The sequence below is a fragment of the Aquamicrobium terrae genome (assembly GCF_052978165.1).
In genome coordinates this window covers 1,331,900-1,345,839 of record NZ_JBRKLZ010000001.1, presented here as the reverse complement: position 1 = coordinate 1,345,839, position 13,940 = coordinate 1,331,900, and the positions used below count along the sequence as shown (strand labels likewise).

The following is a 13,940-nucleotide window of genomic DNA, read 5'->3' as shown; positions in this document are numbered from 1 at the left end:
TCATGAAACGGCGGGTGCCGCTTATGTATGAGATGGAAGCCTGCGTACAAGGGCAACCGGCAACAGGGCCAGCAGCCTGCGGCGCAGCCCATGCCAGCCGGCGCTGAGCAGCAGCACCAGTGCGCCCAGCACGAGCAGGGTCAGCGGCACCACGCTTTCGCTGAGGCCGATCTGCCTGACCAGCGAGCCGAAGGCGATGCCGGCATAGGAAAGGCCGGAGACCAGAATGGCGCGCCGGTCCACCAGAACCGCCACCAGGGCGAGGCCGACGAAGATCGCCAGCACGCCCAGCGACGCGGCCATGGTCAGCCCGCCGGTTCCGATCAGGCCGCTGACCAGCGGATGGACGACCAGCGGTGCCGCCAGCATATGCAGCCAGAAGGCGATGTCAGTGCGGCGTGACTGGCGCAGCGGATCGCTGAGGTCGAAGCGCATGGCAAGCGCGAAGACGCCAAGGCCGCAGGCGAACAGCAGAGGCCGGAGGAACCGTTCGGCGAAATCGGGCGCGACGCTGACCACCAGCGCCAGAACGCTGGCGACCAGCGCGGCCACGCCGGCGGCGAAGGTGATGGGGATGCGGAAGCGCAAGTAGTGAAGCGCCGTCGCGGCGATGGTGACGAGGCCGGCGGCGACGACGGGCCAGCCTTCCTTTTCAAGCGTGGCGAAGTTGAGGGCCTCGGAATCGGCCGCGACAACCAGCGTGGCCGTGAAGACCGAGGCTGCATAGACGAGCAGCAGCACGATACTGGGCAGCGCCATGCGGCGCTTGCGCGTGAAATATTCGGCCAGCAGCCAGCTTGCCAGCGCCACGGTGAAGCCGGCTCCGGTCCCGCCGACCCATTCCATCGCGAAATAGGACAGTGCGCCGAGGAAGAGGGCAATGCCGATGGTGACGAAGATGTCGCCGAAGCCGTTGATGAAGCGGAATTTCTCGTCGTCGGCGGGAGCCGTGGCCGGGATGCCGGTGGCGGTGTTCTCCAGATAGCGCAACATCTCGGCCTGCCGGAGCGTCAGCACACCCTGGGCGATGGCGCGCTCCAGCGTATCGCCGGAGATGGCCGTCTTGTCCGATATCGTGGCCGCCATCACAGCCCTCCCTGCCACGTCTTCACCGATTCCAGCGGATAGACCAGCATCAGCACGTTGAGGGTCAGGTTGTCGCGGATGAGATAGCCGACGACCAGTTCGAAGGCGATGGCCAGCACCACGGTGAGCCAGACGGGCAGGCGGGCGGCGAGGAAGAAGCCCAGCACCATGAACAGCGTGTCGAAGACCGAGTTGACGATGCTGTCGCCGAAATAGTCGAGCGAGATGGTCGCCTCGCGATAGCGGTTGATGATGATCGGGCTGTTTTCGAGGATCTCCCACGCGGCTTCGAGCAGGATGGCGAAGGACAGCCGCGTCCACACGGTCGAGCGGCGGAACAGCGCCCAGAACAGCAGGTAGAACAGGAAGCCGTGGATGACGTGCGAGAAGGTGTACCAGTCGGAAATATGCTGGGAGTTCTCCGGGCTGACCACCACGCCGTGCCACAGCTTCACGTAGCCGCATTTGCAGATCCAGATATGGCCCATGAGGCGCAGGATCGCGGCCTGCGCGGCAACCAGCAGCGCTGCCGCCAGCACGCCCGCCTTCCAGTCCAGCCCCCAGGATGCGCGTTCGTGCGGTGCGGTGAGTTGAGCCAAGTCGTGTCCCCTTCGCGGCGAATCATCCTGCCTGTGCCGACAAGAACACATAGCGCGGCGATTTGAAGGGGAAAGTTTCAGCCGGCCGTGCGGATGTCCGTGCCGGCGCACGCCTCAGGAAGTGCGGTCCCGGCGAAGGTCATTCGCTTCCGGCTGGGGGAATCCGGTAGATCACCGCATCGTATTTCGGCTTCGTCTCGCGGGCGACGACCTGTCCGCCAAGCGCCTCGGCAATGCGCCGGCTGGGCAGGTTCCGCTCCGCGACCGGATAGCGGAAAGCGGCAAGCTCGAGGGTCGCGGTCGCCCATTTCGCCACGACCGTCACCGCTTCACGCCCATATCCGTGGCCGTGCTCCCGTTCGCTGATCCAGATGCCGAGCTCGGGTTCCGGGGTTTGCGCATGGTGCAACCCGGCAAGCCCCAGGAACCGGCCAGAGGGCCGGTGGCGGATGCAGAAGGTAATGTCGCTACCTTCCGCGATGGCGGGTAGCCATGCCCGCCAGATGGCATCGAAGGCGTCGCGCGAGGGCGGCGGATCGAAGCCCATGAAACGTGTCAGGGTAGGGGTGATCGCCGCAAAGGCCTCGTCCGCATCCGCGGCCGAGAAGGGGCGCAGGCAAACGCGCGGGCCGATGAGATCGGAGATGGCCATGGTGCCGGTCCCGTTCGCTGTCATCCGGCCGGCTCAGTCCTCTTCGTCGGCGTCGAGCGCCATCAACAGCGCGGGCCCGTACTGGCTGGTGCGCTCGCCGAGCACCCGGAAGCCGGCCTTCTCATAGGCGCGGATGGCCCTGTGGTTCTTGGGATCGGGATCGATGACGACGCGCGGCGCGCCCTCGTCGAACAGGTCCTGCGCGAATTGCGCGAGGATGGCCGAGCCGTGGCCCACGCCCAACAGTTCCGCCGGGCCGATGGAGATGTCGAGGCCGAGCGTGCCGAAGGGCTGATCCGCATAGGGGTGGTCTTCCTCCAGATGCGGATCGTAGGCCTGCAGATAGGCGATGGGCCTGCCGTCGAGTTCCACGATCAGCGGCTCGACGGACACGCTGTCCATGGCTTCCCGGATCGAAGCCAGCGACGCTTCCGTGCCGTCGGTCCACCATTCGGCCACGTGCGGTGCTTCCAGCCAGCGCCGCAGCAGCGGCAGGTCGCCTTCGGTGACGGCGCGGAAGCTGTAGCGTCGCTCCGGCTCAGGTTGCCCCGGTTCAGGCAGCATCGAGGGTTTCGATCACGAAGCTGTGGTTGGTGTAGACGCAGATGTCGGCGGCGATTTCCATCGCCTTGCGGGCGATCTCCTCGGCATCCTTGTCGGTGTCCATCAGGGCGCGGGCGGCGGCCAGCGCATAGTTGCCGCCGGAGCCGATGGCCATGACGCCGTGCTCGGGCTCCAGAACGTCGCCGGTGCCGGTCAGCGCCAGCGACACGTTCTTGTCGGCCACCAGCATCATGGCTTCCAGCCGGCGCAGATAGCGGTCGGTGCGCCAGTCCTTGGCCAGTTCCACGCAGGCGCGCGTCAACTGGTCGGGATATTGTTCCAGCTTGGCCTCAAGCCGCTCCATGAGGGTGAAGGCGTCGGCGGTGGCGCCAGCGAAACCGGCGATGACGTTGCCGCCCTTGCCGATGCGGCGCACCTTCTTGGCGTTGCCCTTCATGATGGTCTGGCCGAGGCTTACCTGCCCGTCGCCGGCGATGACCACCTTGCCGCCCTTGCGCACGGTGATGATGGTCGTGGCGTGCATGGTCAGTTCATTCGACATTTGGAGCTCCGATGTCGCGCCGGCCCTTCATCTGAAGCGAGCGGCGCATTACGAGATGTTTCGCCTGCTTATTTATGTCGCCGCCACGCGATTGCAAACGCCGCTTTGCCAACTGGCAATCGCCCCCTCATGCTGCTAGAAGGCTTGCGTTTTCCAGTTTGCCCTTGAGGATAAGGGGAAGGGTTCATGGTCGAGCGTTCCGCCGAGGTCAGCCGCAAGACGAAGGAGACCGAGATCACGGTCTCGCTCGATGTCGACGGCGCCGGCAAGTCCGACATCTCCACCGGCGTCGGCTTCTTCGACCATATGCTGGACCAGCTTTCGCGCCATTCGCTGATCGACATGACGGTGCGCGCCAAGGGCGACCTGCACATCGACGACCACCACACGGTCGAGGACACCGGCATCGTCATCGGGCAGGCCCTGGCCAAGGCGCTGGGCGAGCGGCGCGGCATCATGCGCTATGCCTCGATCGATCTTGCCATGGACGAGACGCTGACCGGCGCCGCCGTCGACGTTTCCGGCCGGCCGTTCCTCGTCTGGAACGTCGAATTCTCGTCGCCCAAGATCGGTACCTTCGACACCGAACTGGTGCGTGAGTTCTTCCAGGCGCTGTCGCAGCATGCCGGCATCACGCTGCACGTCACCAACCACTACGGTGCCAACAACCATCACATCGCCGAAACCTGCTTCAAGGCGGTGGCGCGGGCGTTGCGCGCGGCGACGGAGCCCGATCCGCGCCAGCCGGACGCCATTCCCTCCACCAAGGGATCGCTGAAAGGGTAGCGATGGCCAGCCATGTCGTGATGCTGCCGCCCGACGGCAGCCCGCAAAGCCGGGCCGAGCAGGCGGTGCTGCTGCGCGACGGTTTCTCGTGGCCGGCGTTCCTCGTGCCGCCGCTGTGGCTGTTGTGGCACCGGCTGTGGGCGGAGGCGATCATCGCCTTTCTGGTCATGGGGGCGTTCACCGGTTTCGGCGAAATGGCCGGCATGGGCTTCGCCGGTTCGCTGCTGGGGCTGCTGGTTTCCATCTATGTCGGGCTGGAAGGACAGGCGATGCGCGTTGCGGCGCTCCGCCGCCGCGGATTTCGCCAATGGGGCGTGGTCGAGGCCGGCAATGCCGACGAAGCCTATATGCGCTATGCGCATGAGGCGGCCGCCGAACCTGACGAACCGGAACCCGCCATGGCCATCGTTCCGGCAGAAACCGCGGGGCAGCGCCCGCTAAGGCCTGCGCCTTCGCTCGGCCTGATCCAATACGGCAGAAACTGACATGCGCGTCGCCATCATCGACTACGGTTCGGGCAATCTGCGCTCGGCGACCAAGGCTTTCGAGCGGGCGGCGCGGGAAGCCGGCATCGCGGCGGACATCGAGCTGACGGCGGATGCGGATCGCGTGCGCGGCGCCGACCGCATCGTGCTGCCGGGCGTCGGCGCCTATGCCGATTGCGCCGCCGGCCTGCGCGCCGTCGAAGGCATGTGGGAGGCGGTCGAGGAAGCGGCGATCGCGCGCGCCCGGCCGTTCCTCGGCATCTGCGTGGGCATGCAGCTTATGTCCGAGCGCGGGCTGGAAAAGACGGTCACGCAGGGCTTCGGCTGGATCGCCGGCGACGTGAAGGAAATCGCACCGTCCGATCCTGCGCTCAAGATCCCGCAGATCGGCTGGAATACGCTTCGCGTGACGCGCGACCATCCGCTGTTCGACGGCATTCCGACCGGGCCGGACGGGCTGCATGCCTATTTCGTCCATTCCTACCACCTCGATGCACGGAAGCCCGAACAGGTGATCGCACTGGCCGATTACGGCGGCCCGGTGACGGCCGCGGTGGCGCGCGACAATCTCGTTGGAACCCAGTTCCACCCCGAGAAGAGCCAGACGCTCGGCCTGGCGCTCATCGCCAATTTCCTGCGCTGGAAGCCGTAAGGAGGCGGACATGAGCAAGAAGGGCTACTGGATGGCGATGGTGGATGTTCGCGATCCTGAACACTACGGCAGATATATCGAGGCGAACGGAGCGGCCTTCGCCAAATACGGTGCGAAATTCCTGGTGCGCGCCGGGCGTTTCGAAAACCCCGAGGGCCCTACCGGCAACCGCCATGTCATCGTCGAGTTCCCTTCCTACGAGGCGGCGCTGGCCTGCTACAATTCGCCCGAATACCAGGAAGCGCTGAAGCACAGGCTGGCCGGTTCGGTCGGCAAGGTCGTCATCGTCGAGGGAGCCTGATATGATCCTTTTCCCCGCCATCGACCTCAAGAACGGCCAGTGCGTGCGCCTCAAGCTGGGCGACATGAACCAGGCGACCGTCTACAACAACGATCCGGCCGCGCAGGCCCGCGCCTTCGAGGAGCAGGGCTTCGAGTGGCTGCATGTCGTCGATCTCAACGGCGCCTTCGAGGGGCAGAGCATCAATGGCGCGGCCGTCGAGGCGATCCTCAAGACGACGAAGAACCCGGTGCAGCTCGGCGGCGGCATCCGCACGCTGGCGCATATCGAAAGCTGGCTGGACAAGGGGCTGGCCCGCGTCATCCTCGGCACCGTGGCGGTGCGCGAGCCGGAGCTTGTGAAGGAAGCCTGCAAGGCATTCCCCGGCAAGGTGGCCGTCGGCATCGACGCGCGCGGCGGAAAAGTAGCGGTCGAGGGCTGGGCCGAAGCCTCCGAACTCGGGGTCACCGAACTGGCGAAGAAGTTCGAGGGCGCGGGCGTGGCGGCGATCATCTACACCGACATCGACCGCGACGGCGTGCTGGCCGGCATCAACTGGACCTCGACCATCGATCTGGCCGAGGCGGTGTCGATCCCGGTGATCGCCTCAGGCGGGCTCGCTTCCATCGCCGACATCGTGCGCATGACCATGCCCGATGCGGCCAAGCTCGAAGGCGCGATTTCCGGCCGTGCCCTCTATGACGGACGCATCGGTCCAGCCGAGGCGCTCGCCATTTTGCGCGAGGCGCGTGAGCGGCGGACGGCACAATGAAGCTCTCCCTTGTCCTTGCCCCCTATGACAGCGGGCACTACCAATCCGGCTTCGGCCAGGGACCGGACGCGCTCGTCACCGGCGGGCTGGTCGAGGCGCTGACGCTGGCGGGCCACGATGTCGACGTCGAGGACATCGGCAAGGTGGGCGGCGACCAGCCGCGCGAGATCGCCACCGGCTTTGCCGTGTGCCGGGCGGTGGCGGGCAGGGTCGATGCGGCGCTGGAGGATGGCCGTTTCCCGGTGGTGCTGGCCGGCAACTGCCTCACCACCGTTGGCGCGGTGGCTGGAGAACAGGCCGATTCCATTATCTGGTTCGACCAGCACGGCGATATCAATACGCCGGAAACCTCCGTGCACGGCTTCCTCGACGGCATGGCGCTGGCGATTGCGCTTGGCCTGTGCTGGAAGCCGATCGCGCACACGGTTCCCGGCTTTAAGGCGATCGACCCGGCCCGCTGCCTGCTGGTCGATGCGCGCGACCTCGATGACGACGAGCGCAAGCTGCTCGACGCGCTGCCCGTGCTGCGTTCCACATGTACGAGCGCCGTCGAACAGGCGGGCAAGCTGAACGCGGCCGGCGCGGTGCGCACGCATCTGCATATTGACCTCGACGTTCTCGATCCTGACATGTTGCAGGTGAACCGCTACACGACGCCCGGCGGCCCGGACCCGAACGAATTGGGGAAGATCGTCTGCGGCATCGGCCGCTCCATGCCGATCAGCGGCGTCACGCTCTCGGCCTATGACCCGGCCTTCGACCCGCAGGGCGACGTGCCGCCGGTGGCGGGCCATCTGCTGGTCGACCTGCTCGCGGCGCTTGAACGCATCTGATGGACAAGGAATTTTCCGCATGACTCTCAAGGCCCGCGTGATCCCTTGCCTGGATGTGAAAGACGGCCGCGTGGTGAAGGGCGTCAATTTTGTCGATCTGGTCGATGCCGGCGATCCGGTGGAGGCCGCCCGCGCCTATGACGCGGCCGGGGCCGACGAGCTTTGCTTCCTCGACATTACCGCTTCTTCCGACAACCGCGAAACCATTTTCGACGTGGTGGCGCGTACCGCCGAACAGTGTTTCATGCCGCTGACCGTCGGCGGCGGCGTGCGGCAGGTGGCCGATATCCGCAAGCTGCTCCTGGCCGGCGCCGACAAGGTGTCGATCAACACGGCGGCGGTGAAGAACCCGGAATTCGTGGCGGAAGCCGCCGACAAATTCGGCAACCAGTGCATCGTCGTGGCCATCGACGCCAAGAAGGTCAGCGGCGAAGGCGAGGCGGACCGCTGGGAGATCTTCACCCATGGGGGACGCGAGAAGACAGGCATCGATGCCGTCGAGTTCGCCCGGCGCGTGGTGGACCTTGGCGCCGGCGAAATCCTGCTCACCTCCATGGACCGCGACGGCACCAAGGTCGGCTACGACATCGCGCTGACGCGGGCGGTGGCCGATGCCGTGCGCGCCCCAGTGATCGCCTCCGGCGGCGTCGGCAATCTCGACCACATGGTCGCGGGCATACGTGACGGCCACGCGACGGCGGTGCTCGCCGCCTCGATCTTCCACTTCGGCACCTATTCCATCGCCGAAGCCAAGGCGCATATGGCCGCCGCCGGCATCGAGGTTCGACTCGACTCCGGCCCGGATCGGCACTAAACGGCGCCATGGCCAGTTTCTCGCTCTCCGACCTGGAAGCCACGATCCGCGAACGGGCGCGCTCGGGCGATGTGGAATCGTGGACCGCGCGGCTGTTCGCCAAGGGCATGGACAAGGCCGCCCAGAAGCTCGGCGAGGAAGCCGTCGAAACGGTCATCGCCGCGGTCAAGGGCGATACCAAAGGCGTCATTTCGGAAAGCGCCGACCTTCTCTATCATTGGCTTGTCGTGCTGGCGATCGCGGGCGTTTCCCTCGACGATGTGCTGGCCGAACTCGAGCGGCGGACCGGGCAGTCGGGCGTCGCCGAGAAGGCATCCCGGAGCCAGCCGGGCTGACGCCCGAAGCCGAGGGGCAGGAGACGCGATGGATCAGCTTGCGCCGACCGCACAATATTCTCCCTACCTGTTCTTCTCGGCGCAGGAATGGTCGAAATTCAGGGCCGATACGCCGCTGACCCTGACCGGCGAGGAAATCAACCGGCTGCGTTCGCTCAACGACCCGGTCGACCTCGACGAGGTGCGCCGCATCTACCTGTCGATGTCGCGCCTGCTCTCCGCCCATGTCGAGGCGAGCCAACTTCTGGCCGAGCAGCGCCGCGTCTTCTTCAACGGCAAGACCACGACCAAAACGCCGTTCATCATCGGCATCGCCGGCTCGGTCGCGGTGGGCAAGTCGACGACGGCGCGCGTGCTGAAGGATTTGCTGGCGCGCTGGCCTTCCAGCCCCAAGGTCGACCTGATCACCACGGATGGCTTCCTGCTGCCCAACGAGGTTCTGCGCCGCGAAGACCTGATGGAGCGCAAGGGCTTTCCCGAAAGCTACGACGTCGGCGCGCTGCTGCGCTTCCTGTCGGCCATCAAGTCCGGCGAGAAGGACGTGCAGGCGCCACTCTATTCGCACCTGACCTATGACGTCATTCCGGGCGCCTTCACCACCATCGACCGGCCGGACATATTGATCTTCGAGGGTCTCAACGTCCTGCAGCCGCGCCACCTGCCACCGGATGGCAAGTTCGTGCCCTTCCTGTCGGACTTCTTCGACTTCTCGATCTATATCGATGCCGACGAGAAGCTGATCCACGACTGGTATATCGCCCGCTTCATGCGGCTGCGCGAAACCGCCTTCCGCAACCCGGATTCGTTCTTCCACCGCTATTCGCAGCTTTCCGAAGGGGCGGCGCAGGCGATCGCCGAGGGGCTGTGGATGAACATCAACCTGAAGAACCTGCGCGAGAACATCCTGCCGACGCGCCCGCGCGCCGACCTTATCCTGCGCAAGGGCGCCGACCATCTCGTCGAGGAAGTGGCGCTCCGGAAGCTGTAGGGCCTTTGGGTTCTGCCGGAAACGGCCCCTCATCCTTACCCTCTCCCCGCAAACAGGGAGAGGGGGCCACCAGCGTTGCGGACAGCATCCTTCTCCCCGCTTGCGGGGAGAAGGTCCCGGCAGGGGGATGAGGGGCGATTTGGTCCGGACCTGAAAGGCCCCAGTTCAGCCTACTCACTCACGCGGCGCAGGGTCAGGTTGATGCGGCCGCCATTCTTCAGAAGCGGCGAGGTCCGCGGGTAGATGCGGTCGACGCCGTGATAGGCGAGGCGGCTTTGCCCGCCCAGCACCAGCACGTCGCCGCTCGCCAGCCGGAGCGACGCGGTCGGGCCGCCGCGCTCGGCGGTGCCGACCCGGAAACGGCAGTCGTCGCCCAGCGAGACCGACACCACCGGCGCGGAAAAATCGGATTCGTCGCGATCCTGATGCAGGCCCATGCGGGCGCGCTCGTCGTAGAAATTGACGAGGCAGGCCTGCGGCGGCTTTTCATGGCCGGCAACGTCGCGCCAGATCGCCAGCAGCGTTTCCGGGATCGGCGGCCAAGGCTCGCCGGTGACCGGATGGACGGGCTGGTAGCGGTAGCCGCGCTCCTTGTCGGTGACCCATCCCAGTTCGCCGCAATTGGTCATGCGCACGCTCATTTCCTTGCCGGTGCGCGGCATGGCCGGCACGAACAGCGGCGCGGCCTGCACGATCCGCCTGATCTCCTCGACCAGCCCGGCCTGCTGCGACGGCGACAGATAGAGGGGAAAGTGGCGGACGCCTTCTGGCAGAGCGGACATTGACCTGTTCCTGATCGGCAGACATTGGAATGCCAAAAAACAGAACGGCGACCCGAAAGCCGCCGTTCCTTCAAAAAATCCTCGAATCTCAGCCCAGATCGGGAATGCGCAGTACCTGGCCGGGATAGATCTTGTCGGGGTGGGTCAGCATCGGCTTGTTGGCCTCGAAGATGACGGTGTATTTCGAGGCCTTGCCCTTGCCGTAATGGGCCTCGGCGATCTTGGAGAGGTTGTCGCCCTTCTTGACCGTGTAGAAAACCGCTTCCTTGACCGTGGCGTCCGGAGTCGCCACCGTCAGCTCATCGGCCTGCACCTTGGAGACACCCAGCGTATTGCCGACCGCGATGATCGCCTTTTCGAGCGCCGACTGGTCCGCGACTTCGCCCTTCAGCACCGCCGTGTCGCCGTTGACCTCGATCTTGACGTTGTCAGTGCCGAGCTTGTGGGAATCGAGTTCCTTCTTCAGCGCATCCGCATCCGGGGTTTCGTCGTCGCCAAAGCCGAGCTTGGCACCGACGTTCTTCACGAAGTCGAAAATACCCATTGTGGTCTCCTTCTATCAACCGATGTGGTATTCGCAGTTAGCAAGTAAACATGGAAGAGACGGCGGGATTTTCAATCGTTTTCGATCCTGCCCCGCAATTTCTTCACCACCGAGCGGCCGGCCTTGGCTTTCAGGCGGCGCTCCACCGAGCCTTTGGTGGGTTTCGTCTTCTTGCGCGGCGGCGGTGGCGGCTCGGCCGCCCGGGCGACGAGTGCGGCCAGCCGCTGGCGGGCATCGGCGCGGTTCTGCTCCTGCGTCCGGAAACGGGCAGCCTCGATGACGATGACGCCGTCCTTGGTGGCGCGCTGGCCGGCGAGCCTGATCGTGCTTGCGCGCACGCGCTCCGACAGGCCGCGCGCATTGGCGGCGTCGAAGCGCAGTTGCACGGCGGTCGCCACCTTGTTGACGTTCTGGCCGCCCGGTCCGGAAGCGCGGATGAACACTTCCTCGAGCTCGTCGTCGTGGATGACGGCTTCCCTGCCGATGATGATGTCGTTCTCGGTGCCCATGGTGCAGTCATGCGGCCTGAAAGACAAAAAGAAAAGGCCCGATCGGGACCGGGCCTTTCTGCTGTCGGGTTCTCTAAGCCTTATTCGGCGGCTTCCTGAAAGTGGGGAGCCGCGCTCCTCACCGCGGCGTCGACGTGGCTCTCGAACTTGCCGAAATTGTCGATGAACATGCCGACCAGCTTGGCCGCCTGAAGGTCATAGGCCTGCTTGTCGGCCCAGGTCGAGCGCGGGTCGAGGATCGACGGGTCGACGCCCGGCACCGAAACCGGCACTTCGAAGCCGAAATTGGGGTCGGTGCGGAATTCGACCTGCTTGAGCGAGCCGTCGAGCGCGGCCGTCAGCAGGGCGCGCGTCGCCTTGATCGGCATGCGGCTGCCGACCCCGTAGGCGCCGCCGGTCCAGCCGGTGTTGACCAGCCAGCAATCGACGCCGTGCGTGGCGATCAGTTCGCGCAGCAGGTTGCCGTATTCCGAGGGGTGGCGCGGCATGAAGGGCGCGCCGAAGCAGGTGGAGAAGGTCGCTTCCGGCTCGGTCACGCCGCGCTCGGTGCCGGCCACCTTGGCGGTGTAGCCGGACAGGAAGTGGTACATGGCCTGCGCCGGGGTGAGCTTCGCGATCGGCGGCATCACGCCGAAGGCGTCGGCGGTCAGCATGATGATGTTCTTCGGATGGCTGGCCTGGCCGGTGGCGCTGGCGTTGGGGATGTAATCCAGCGGATAGGCGCAGCGCGTGTTCTCGGTGCGCGAGCCGTCGTCGAAGTCCGGCACGCGCCTGTCGTCGAGGATGACGTTTTCCAGCACCGTGCCGAAGCGGCGCGTGGTGGCGAAGATTTCCGGCTCGGCCTCGGCCGAGAGGCGGATGGTCTTGGCGTAGCAGCCGCCCTCGAAATTGAAGATGCCGTGCGGGCCCCAGCCATGCTCGTCGTCGCCGATCAGCGTGCGCTTCGGATCGGCCGAAAGCGTGGTCTTGCCGGTGCCGGAGAGGCCGAAGAACACGGCCGCATCGCCGTCGGGGCCCTCATTGGCCGAGCAGTGCATGGGCATGACACCCTTGGCGGGCAGGACGTAGTTGAGCGCGGTGAATACCGACTTCTTCATCTCGCCGGCATAGCGGGTGCCGCCGATCAGCACGATCTTGCGGGTGAGGTCGACGGCGATCAGCGTCTCGCTGCGGCCGCCATGGCGGGCATTGTCGGCGCGGAAGGACGGCAGGTCGATGATCGTCATTTCCGGCACGAAGCCGGCAATCTCCTCGTCGGAAAGACGGATCAGCAGGTTGCGGATGAACAGCGAATGCCAGGCGAATTCGGTGACGACGCGGGTCGGCAGGGCCAGCGAGCGGTCGGCGCCGCCGATCAGGTCCTGCACGAACAGGTCGCGGGTCGAGGCGTGGGCGAGGAAATCGGCATGGAGGGCATCGAACTGCGCCCGCGTCATGGCGTTGTTGTTGTCCCACCAGACGTGATCCTCGGTGTTCTCGTCGCGGACGACAAACTTGTCCTTGGGCGAACGGCCGGTGTACTGCCCGGTGTCTGCCACCAGCGCGCCATGTGCGGTGAGCTGGGCTTCGCCGCGGCGGACCGCCTCCTCGCAAAGCTCGGCCGGCCCGAGATTGAAGTGCACCTTGCCGGAGGTGCGAAGGCCGAGTGCATCGAGCCCGAGTGCAGGATTGCGTTTGCCGATTTCCGACATGGAAGTCCTTTCAATGTACGCGGATGCAAAGGATGCGGGGCCGTCGCTGCCGAGGCCTTTTCCGGTGAGAACCAGAAAAAACAAACAATATCAAATCATTAATCGATTTAAAAAATTTGAAAGTTGTTTAAATCGTTTAGATGTGGGAAAAGTGCAGGGCTGCTGGCGGGATGCCCGGGCACCGGGTTTGGTCGACGCCGGCTGCAAGGGTGTGCGGCAGCACGGCGCGGTTGAATGCACGCGCCACATTTTGTACCTAATTTGTCCTGCACAAGCCCTTCTGCTTTGAGAAGGGACAGTCGCCCATGAGGGAGCCGCTCGAAATGGCAACGATCGCGCTTGTCGACGACGACCGCAACATCCTGACCTCGGTCTCCATAGCCCTGGAATCCGAAGGCTACCGGGTCGAGACCTACACGGACGGCGCGTCGGCGCTGGAGGGGCTGGCCGCCCGTCCGCCGAACCTCGCCATTCTCGACATCAAGATGCCGCGCATGGACGGCATGGAGCTTCTGCGCCGCCTGCGCCAAAAGACCGACCTTCCGGTCATCTTCCTGACCTCGAAGGACGACGAGATCGACGAATTGTTCGGGCTCAAGATGGGCGCCGACGACTTCATCCGCAAACCCTTCTCGCAGCGCCTTCTGGTCGAGCGCGTCAAGGCCGTGCTGCGCCGCGCCGGCGCCCGCGAAACCGCCGCCAAGACGCCGAACCAGCAGACCCGTTCGCTGGAGCGCGGCCAGCTCGTCATGGACCAGGAGCGCCACACCTGCACCTGGAAGGGCCAGCCGGTGACGCTGACGGTGACCGAATTCCTTATCCTGCACTCGCTGGCACAAAGGCCGGGCGTGGTGAAGAGCCGCGACGCGCTGATGGATTCGGCCTATGATGAACAGGTTTATGTCGACGACCGTACCATCGACAGCCACATCAAGCGGCTGCGCAAGAAGTTCAAGGCAGTGGACGAGGACTTCGAGATGATCGAGACGCTGTATGGCGTCGGCTACCGCTTCAAGGAAGCGTAAGG

The 13,940-nt window shown here is 65.3% G+C and carries 20 protein-coding genes; 11 read left to right on the top strand and 9 right to left on the bottom strand.

Annotation, left to right across the window (positions count from 1 at the left end):
• Positions 1 to 21: 21 nt before the first annotated feature.
• The 5 genes from ACVCNR_RS06725 to hslV form a co-directional block, all read right to left on the bottom strand.
• Positions 22 to 1,086 (bottom strand): hypothetical protein, encoded by a 1,065-nt coding sequence (locus ACVCNR_RS06725; protein WP_447074187.1) that lies wholly within the window; start codon positions 1,084 to 1,086, stop codon positions 22 to 24.
• Positions 1,086 to 1,685: a DUF2585 domain-containing protein gene (locus ACVCNR_RS06720; protein ID WP_447074186.1), complete on the bottom strand. Its 600-nt coding sequence runs from the start codon at positions 1,683 to 1,685 to the stop codon at positions 1,086 to 1,088. Before ACVCNR_RS06720 ends, ACVCNR_RS06725 begins: the two co-directional genes overlap by 1 nt.
• 139 nt (positions 1,686 to 1,824) lie before the next feature.
• On the bottom strand, positions 1,825 to 2,361 hold the full coding sequence (locus ACVCNR_RS06715; RefSeq protein ID WP_447074185.1) for a GNAT family N-acetyltransferase: 537 nt from the start codon (positions 2,359 to 2,361) through the stop codon (positions 1,825 to 1,827).
• A 9-nt stretch (positions 2,362 to 2,370) separates the two neighbouring features.
• A complete protein-coding gene (locus ACVCNR_RS06710) occupies positions 2,371 to 2,901 on the bottom strand; it encodes a GNAT family N-acetyltransferase (RefSeq protein WP_447074184.1) in 531 nt (176 codons plus the stop codon).
• The gene (gene hslV, locus ACVCNR_RS06705) at positions 2,891 to 3,442 is read right to left on the bottom strand and encodes an ATP-dependent protease subunit HslV (protein ID WP_354199071.1); all 552 of its coding nucleotides are present in this window, start codon (positions 3,440 to 3,442) and stop codon (positions 2,891 to 2,893) included. The genes ACVCNR_RS06710 and hslV overlap by 11 nt, the downstream gene beginning before the upstream one ends.
• A gap of 186 nt (positions 3,443 to 3,628) precedes the next feature.
• Here hslV and hisB point away from each other — a divergent pair, with 186 nt between their 5' ends.
• From hisB to coaA, 9 genes are read left to right on the top strand one after another with little or no spacing between them, the layout of a single operon-like run.
• The gene (hisB, locus tag ACVCNR_RS06700) at positions 3,629 to 4,228 is read left to right on the top strand and encodes an imidazoleglycerol-phosphate dehydratase HisB (RefSeq protein ID WP_354199073.1); all 600 of its coding nucleotides are present in this window, start codon (positions 3,629 to 3,631) and stop codon (positions 4,226 to 4,228) included.
• A gap of 2 nt (positions 4,229 to 4,230) precedes the next feature.
• Positions 4,231 to 4,713, top strand: coding sequence for a DUF2628 domain-containing protein (locus tag ACVCNR_RS06695; protein ID WP_354199075.1), 483 nt, complete (start codon positions 4,231 to 4,233; stop codon positions 4,711 to 4,713).
• 1 nt (position 4,714) lies between these two features.
• A complete protein-coding gene (gene hisH, locus ACVCNR_RS06690) occupies positions 4,715 to 5,365 on the top strand; it encodes an imidazole glycerol phosphate synthase subunit HisH (RefSeq protein ID WP_447074183.1) in 651 nt (216 codons plus the stop codon).
• A gap of 10 nt (positions 5,366 to 5,375) precedes the next feature.
• Complete coding sequence (locus ACVCNR_RS06685; RefSeq protein ID WP_354199079.1) at positions 5,376 to 5,666, top strand: DUF1330 domain-containing protein; 291 nt, start codon at positions 5,376 to 5,378, stop codon at positions 5,664 to 5,666.
• Position 5,667: 1 nt separating this feature from the next.
• On the top strand, positions 5,668 to 6,417 hold the full coding sequence (gene hisA / locus ACVCNR_RS06680) for a 1-(5-phosphoribosyl)-5-[(5-phosphoribosylamino)methylideneamino]imidazole-4-carboxamide isomerase (protein ID WP_447074182.1): 750 nt from the start codon (positions 5,668 to 5,670) through the stop codon (positions 6,415 to 6,417).
• Positions 6,414 to 7,250, top strand: a complete 837-nt coding sequence (locus tag ACVCNR_RS06675) for an arginase family protein (protein ID WP_354199083.1) — start codon at positions 6,414 to 6,416, stop codon at positions 7,248 to 7,250. Before hisA ends, ACVCNR_RS06675 begins: the two co-directional genes overlap by 4 nt.
• A gap of 19 nt (positions 7,251 to 7,269) precedes the next feature.
• Positions 7,270 to 8,064, top strand: coding sequence for an imidazole glycerol phosphate synthase subunit HisF (hisF, locus tag ACVCNR_RS06670; RefSeq protein ID WP_354199085.1), 795 nt, complete (start codon positions 7,270 to 7,272; stop codon positions 8,062 to 8,064).
• An 8-nt stretch (positions 8,065 to 8,072) separates the two neighbouring features.
• On the top strand, positions 8,073 to 8,399 hold the full coding sequence (locus ACVCNR_RS06665; RefSeq protein ID WP_447074181.1) for a phosphoribosyl-ATP diphosphatase: 327 nt from the start codon (positions 8,073 to 8,075) through the stop codon (positions 8,397 to 8,399).
• 28 nt (positions 8,400 to 8,427) lie between these two features.
• Positions 8,428 to 9,387 (top strand): type I pantothenate kinase, encoded by a 960-nt coding sequence (gene coaA / locus ACVCNR_RS06660; RefSeq protein ID WP_354199089.1) that lies wholly within the window; start codon positions 8,428 to 8,430, stop codon positions 9,385 to 9,387.
• Positions 9,388 to 9,557: 170 nt separating this feature from the next.
• Here the strand turns inward: coaA and ACVCNR_RS06655 are convergent, their stop codons facing one another.
• From ACVCNR_RS06655 to ACVCNR_RS06640, 4 genes are all read right to left on the bottom strand, one after another.
• Positions 9,558 to 10,169, bottom strand: coding sequence for an alpha-ketoglutarate-dependent dioxygenase AlkB family protein (locus ACVCNR_RS06655; RefSeq protein ID WP_447074180.1), 612 nt, complete (start codon positions 10,167 to 10,169; stop codon positions 9,558 to 9,560).
• Between the two features lie 88 nt (positions 10,170 to 10,257).
• Positions 10,258 to 10,713 carry a peptidoglycan-binding protein LysM gene (gene lysM, locus ACVCNR_RS06650; protein ID WP_354199093.1) on the bottom strand — a complete coding sequence of 152 codons (456 nt, stop codon included), beginning with the start codon at positions 10,711 to 10,713 and terminating at the stop codon, positions 10,258 to 10,260.
• 71 nt (positions 10,714 to 10,784) lie between these two features.
• Positions 10,785 to 11,222 (bottom strand): alternative ribosome rescue aminoacyl-tRNA hydrolase ArfB, encoded by a 438-nt coding sequence (arfB, locus tag ACVCNR_RS06645; protein WP_354199094.1) that lies wholly within the window; start codon positions 11,220 to 11,222, stop codon positions 10,785 to 10,787.
• 80 nt (positions 11,223 to 11,302) lie between these two features.
• Positions 11,303 to 12,913 carry a phosphoenolpyruvate carboxykinase gene (locus tag ACVCNR_RS06640; RefSeq protein WP_447074179.1) on the bottom strand — a complete coding sequence of 537 codons (1,611 nt, stop codon included), beginning with the start codon at positions 12,911 to 12,913 and terminating at the stop codon, positions 11,303 to 11,305.
• Positions 12,914 to 12,926: 13 nt separating this feature from the next.
• Between ACVCNR_RS06640 and ACVCNR_RS06635 the strand changes: the two genes are divergently transcribed.
• Both ACVCNR_RS06635 and ACVCNR_RS06630 read left to right on the top strand, forming a co-directional pair.
• Positions 12,927 to 13,202, top strand: a complete 276-nt coding sequence (locus tag ACVCNR_RS06635) for a hypothetical protein (RefSeq protein WP_354199097.1) — start codon at positions 12,927 to 12,929, stop codon at positions 13,200 to 13,202.
• A gap of 34 nt (positions 13,203 to 13,236) precedes the next feature.
• Positions 13,237 to 13,938 carry a response regulator gene (locus tag ACVCNR_RS06630; protein WP_354199131.1) on the top strand — a complete coding sequence of 234 codons (702 nt, stop codon included), beginning with the start codon at positions 13,237 to 13,239 and terminating at the stop codon, positions 13,936 to 13,938.
• The last annotated feature ends 2 nt before the right edge of the window (positions 13,939 to 13,940 follow it).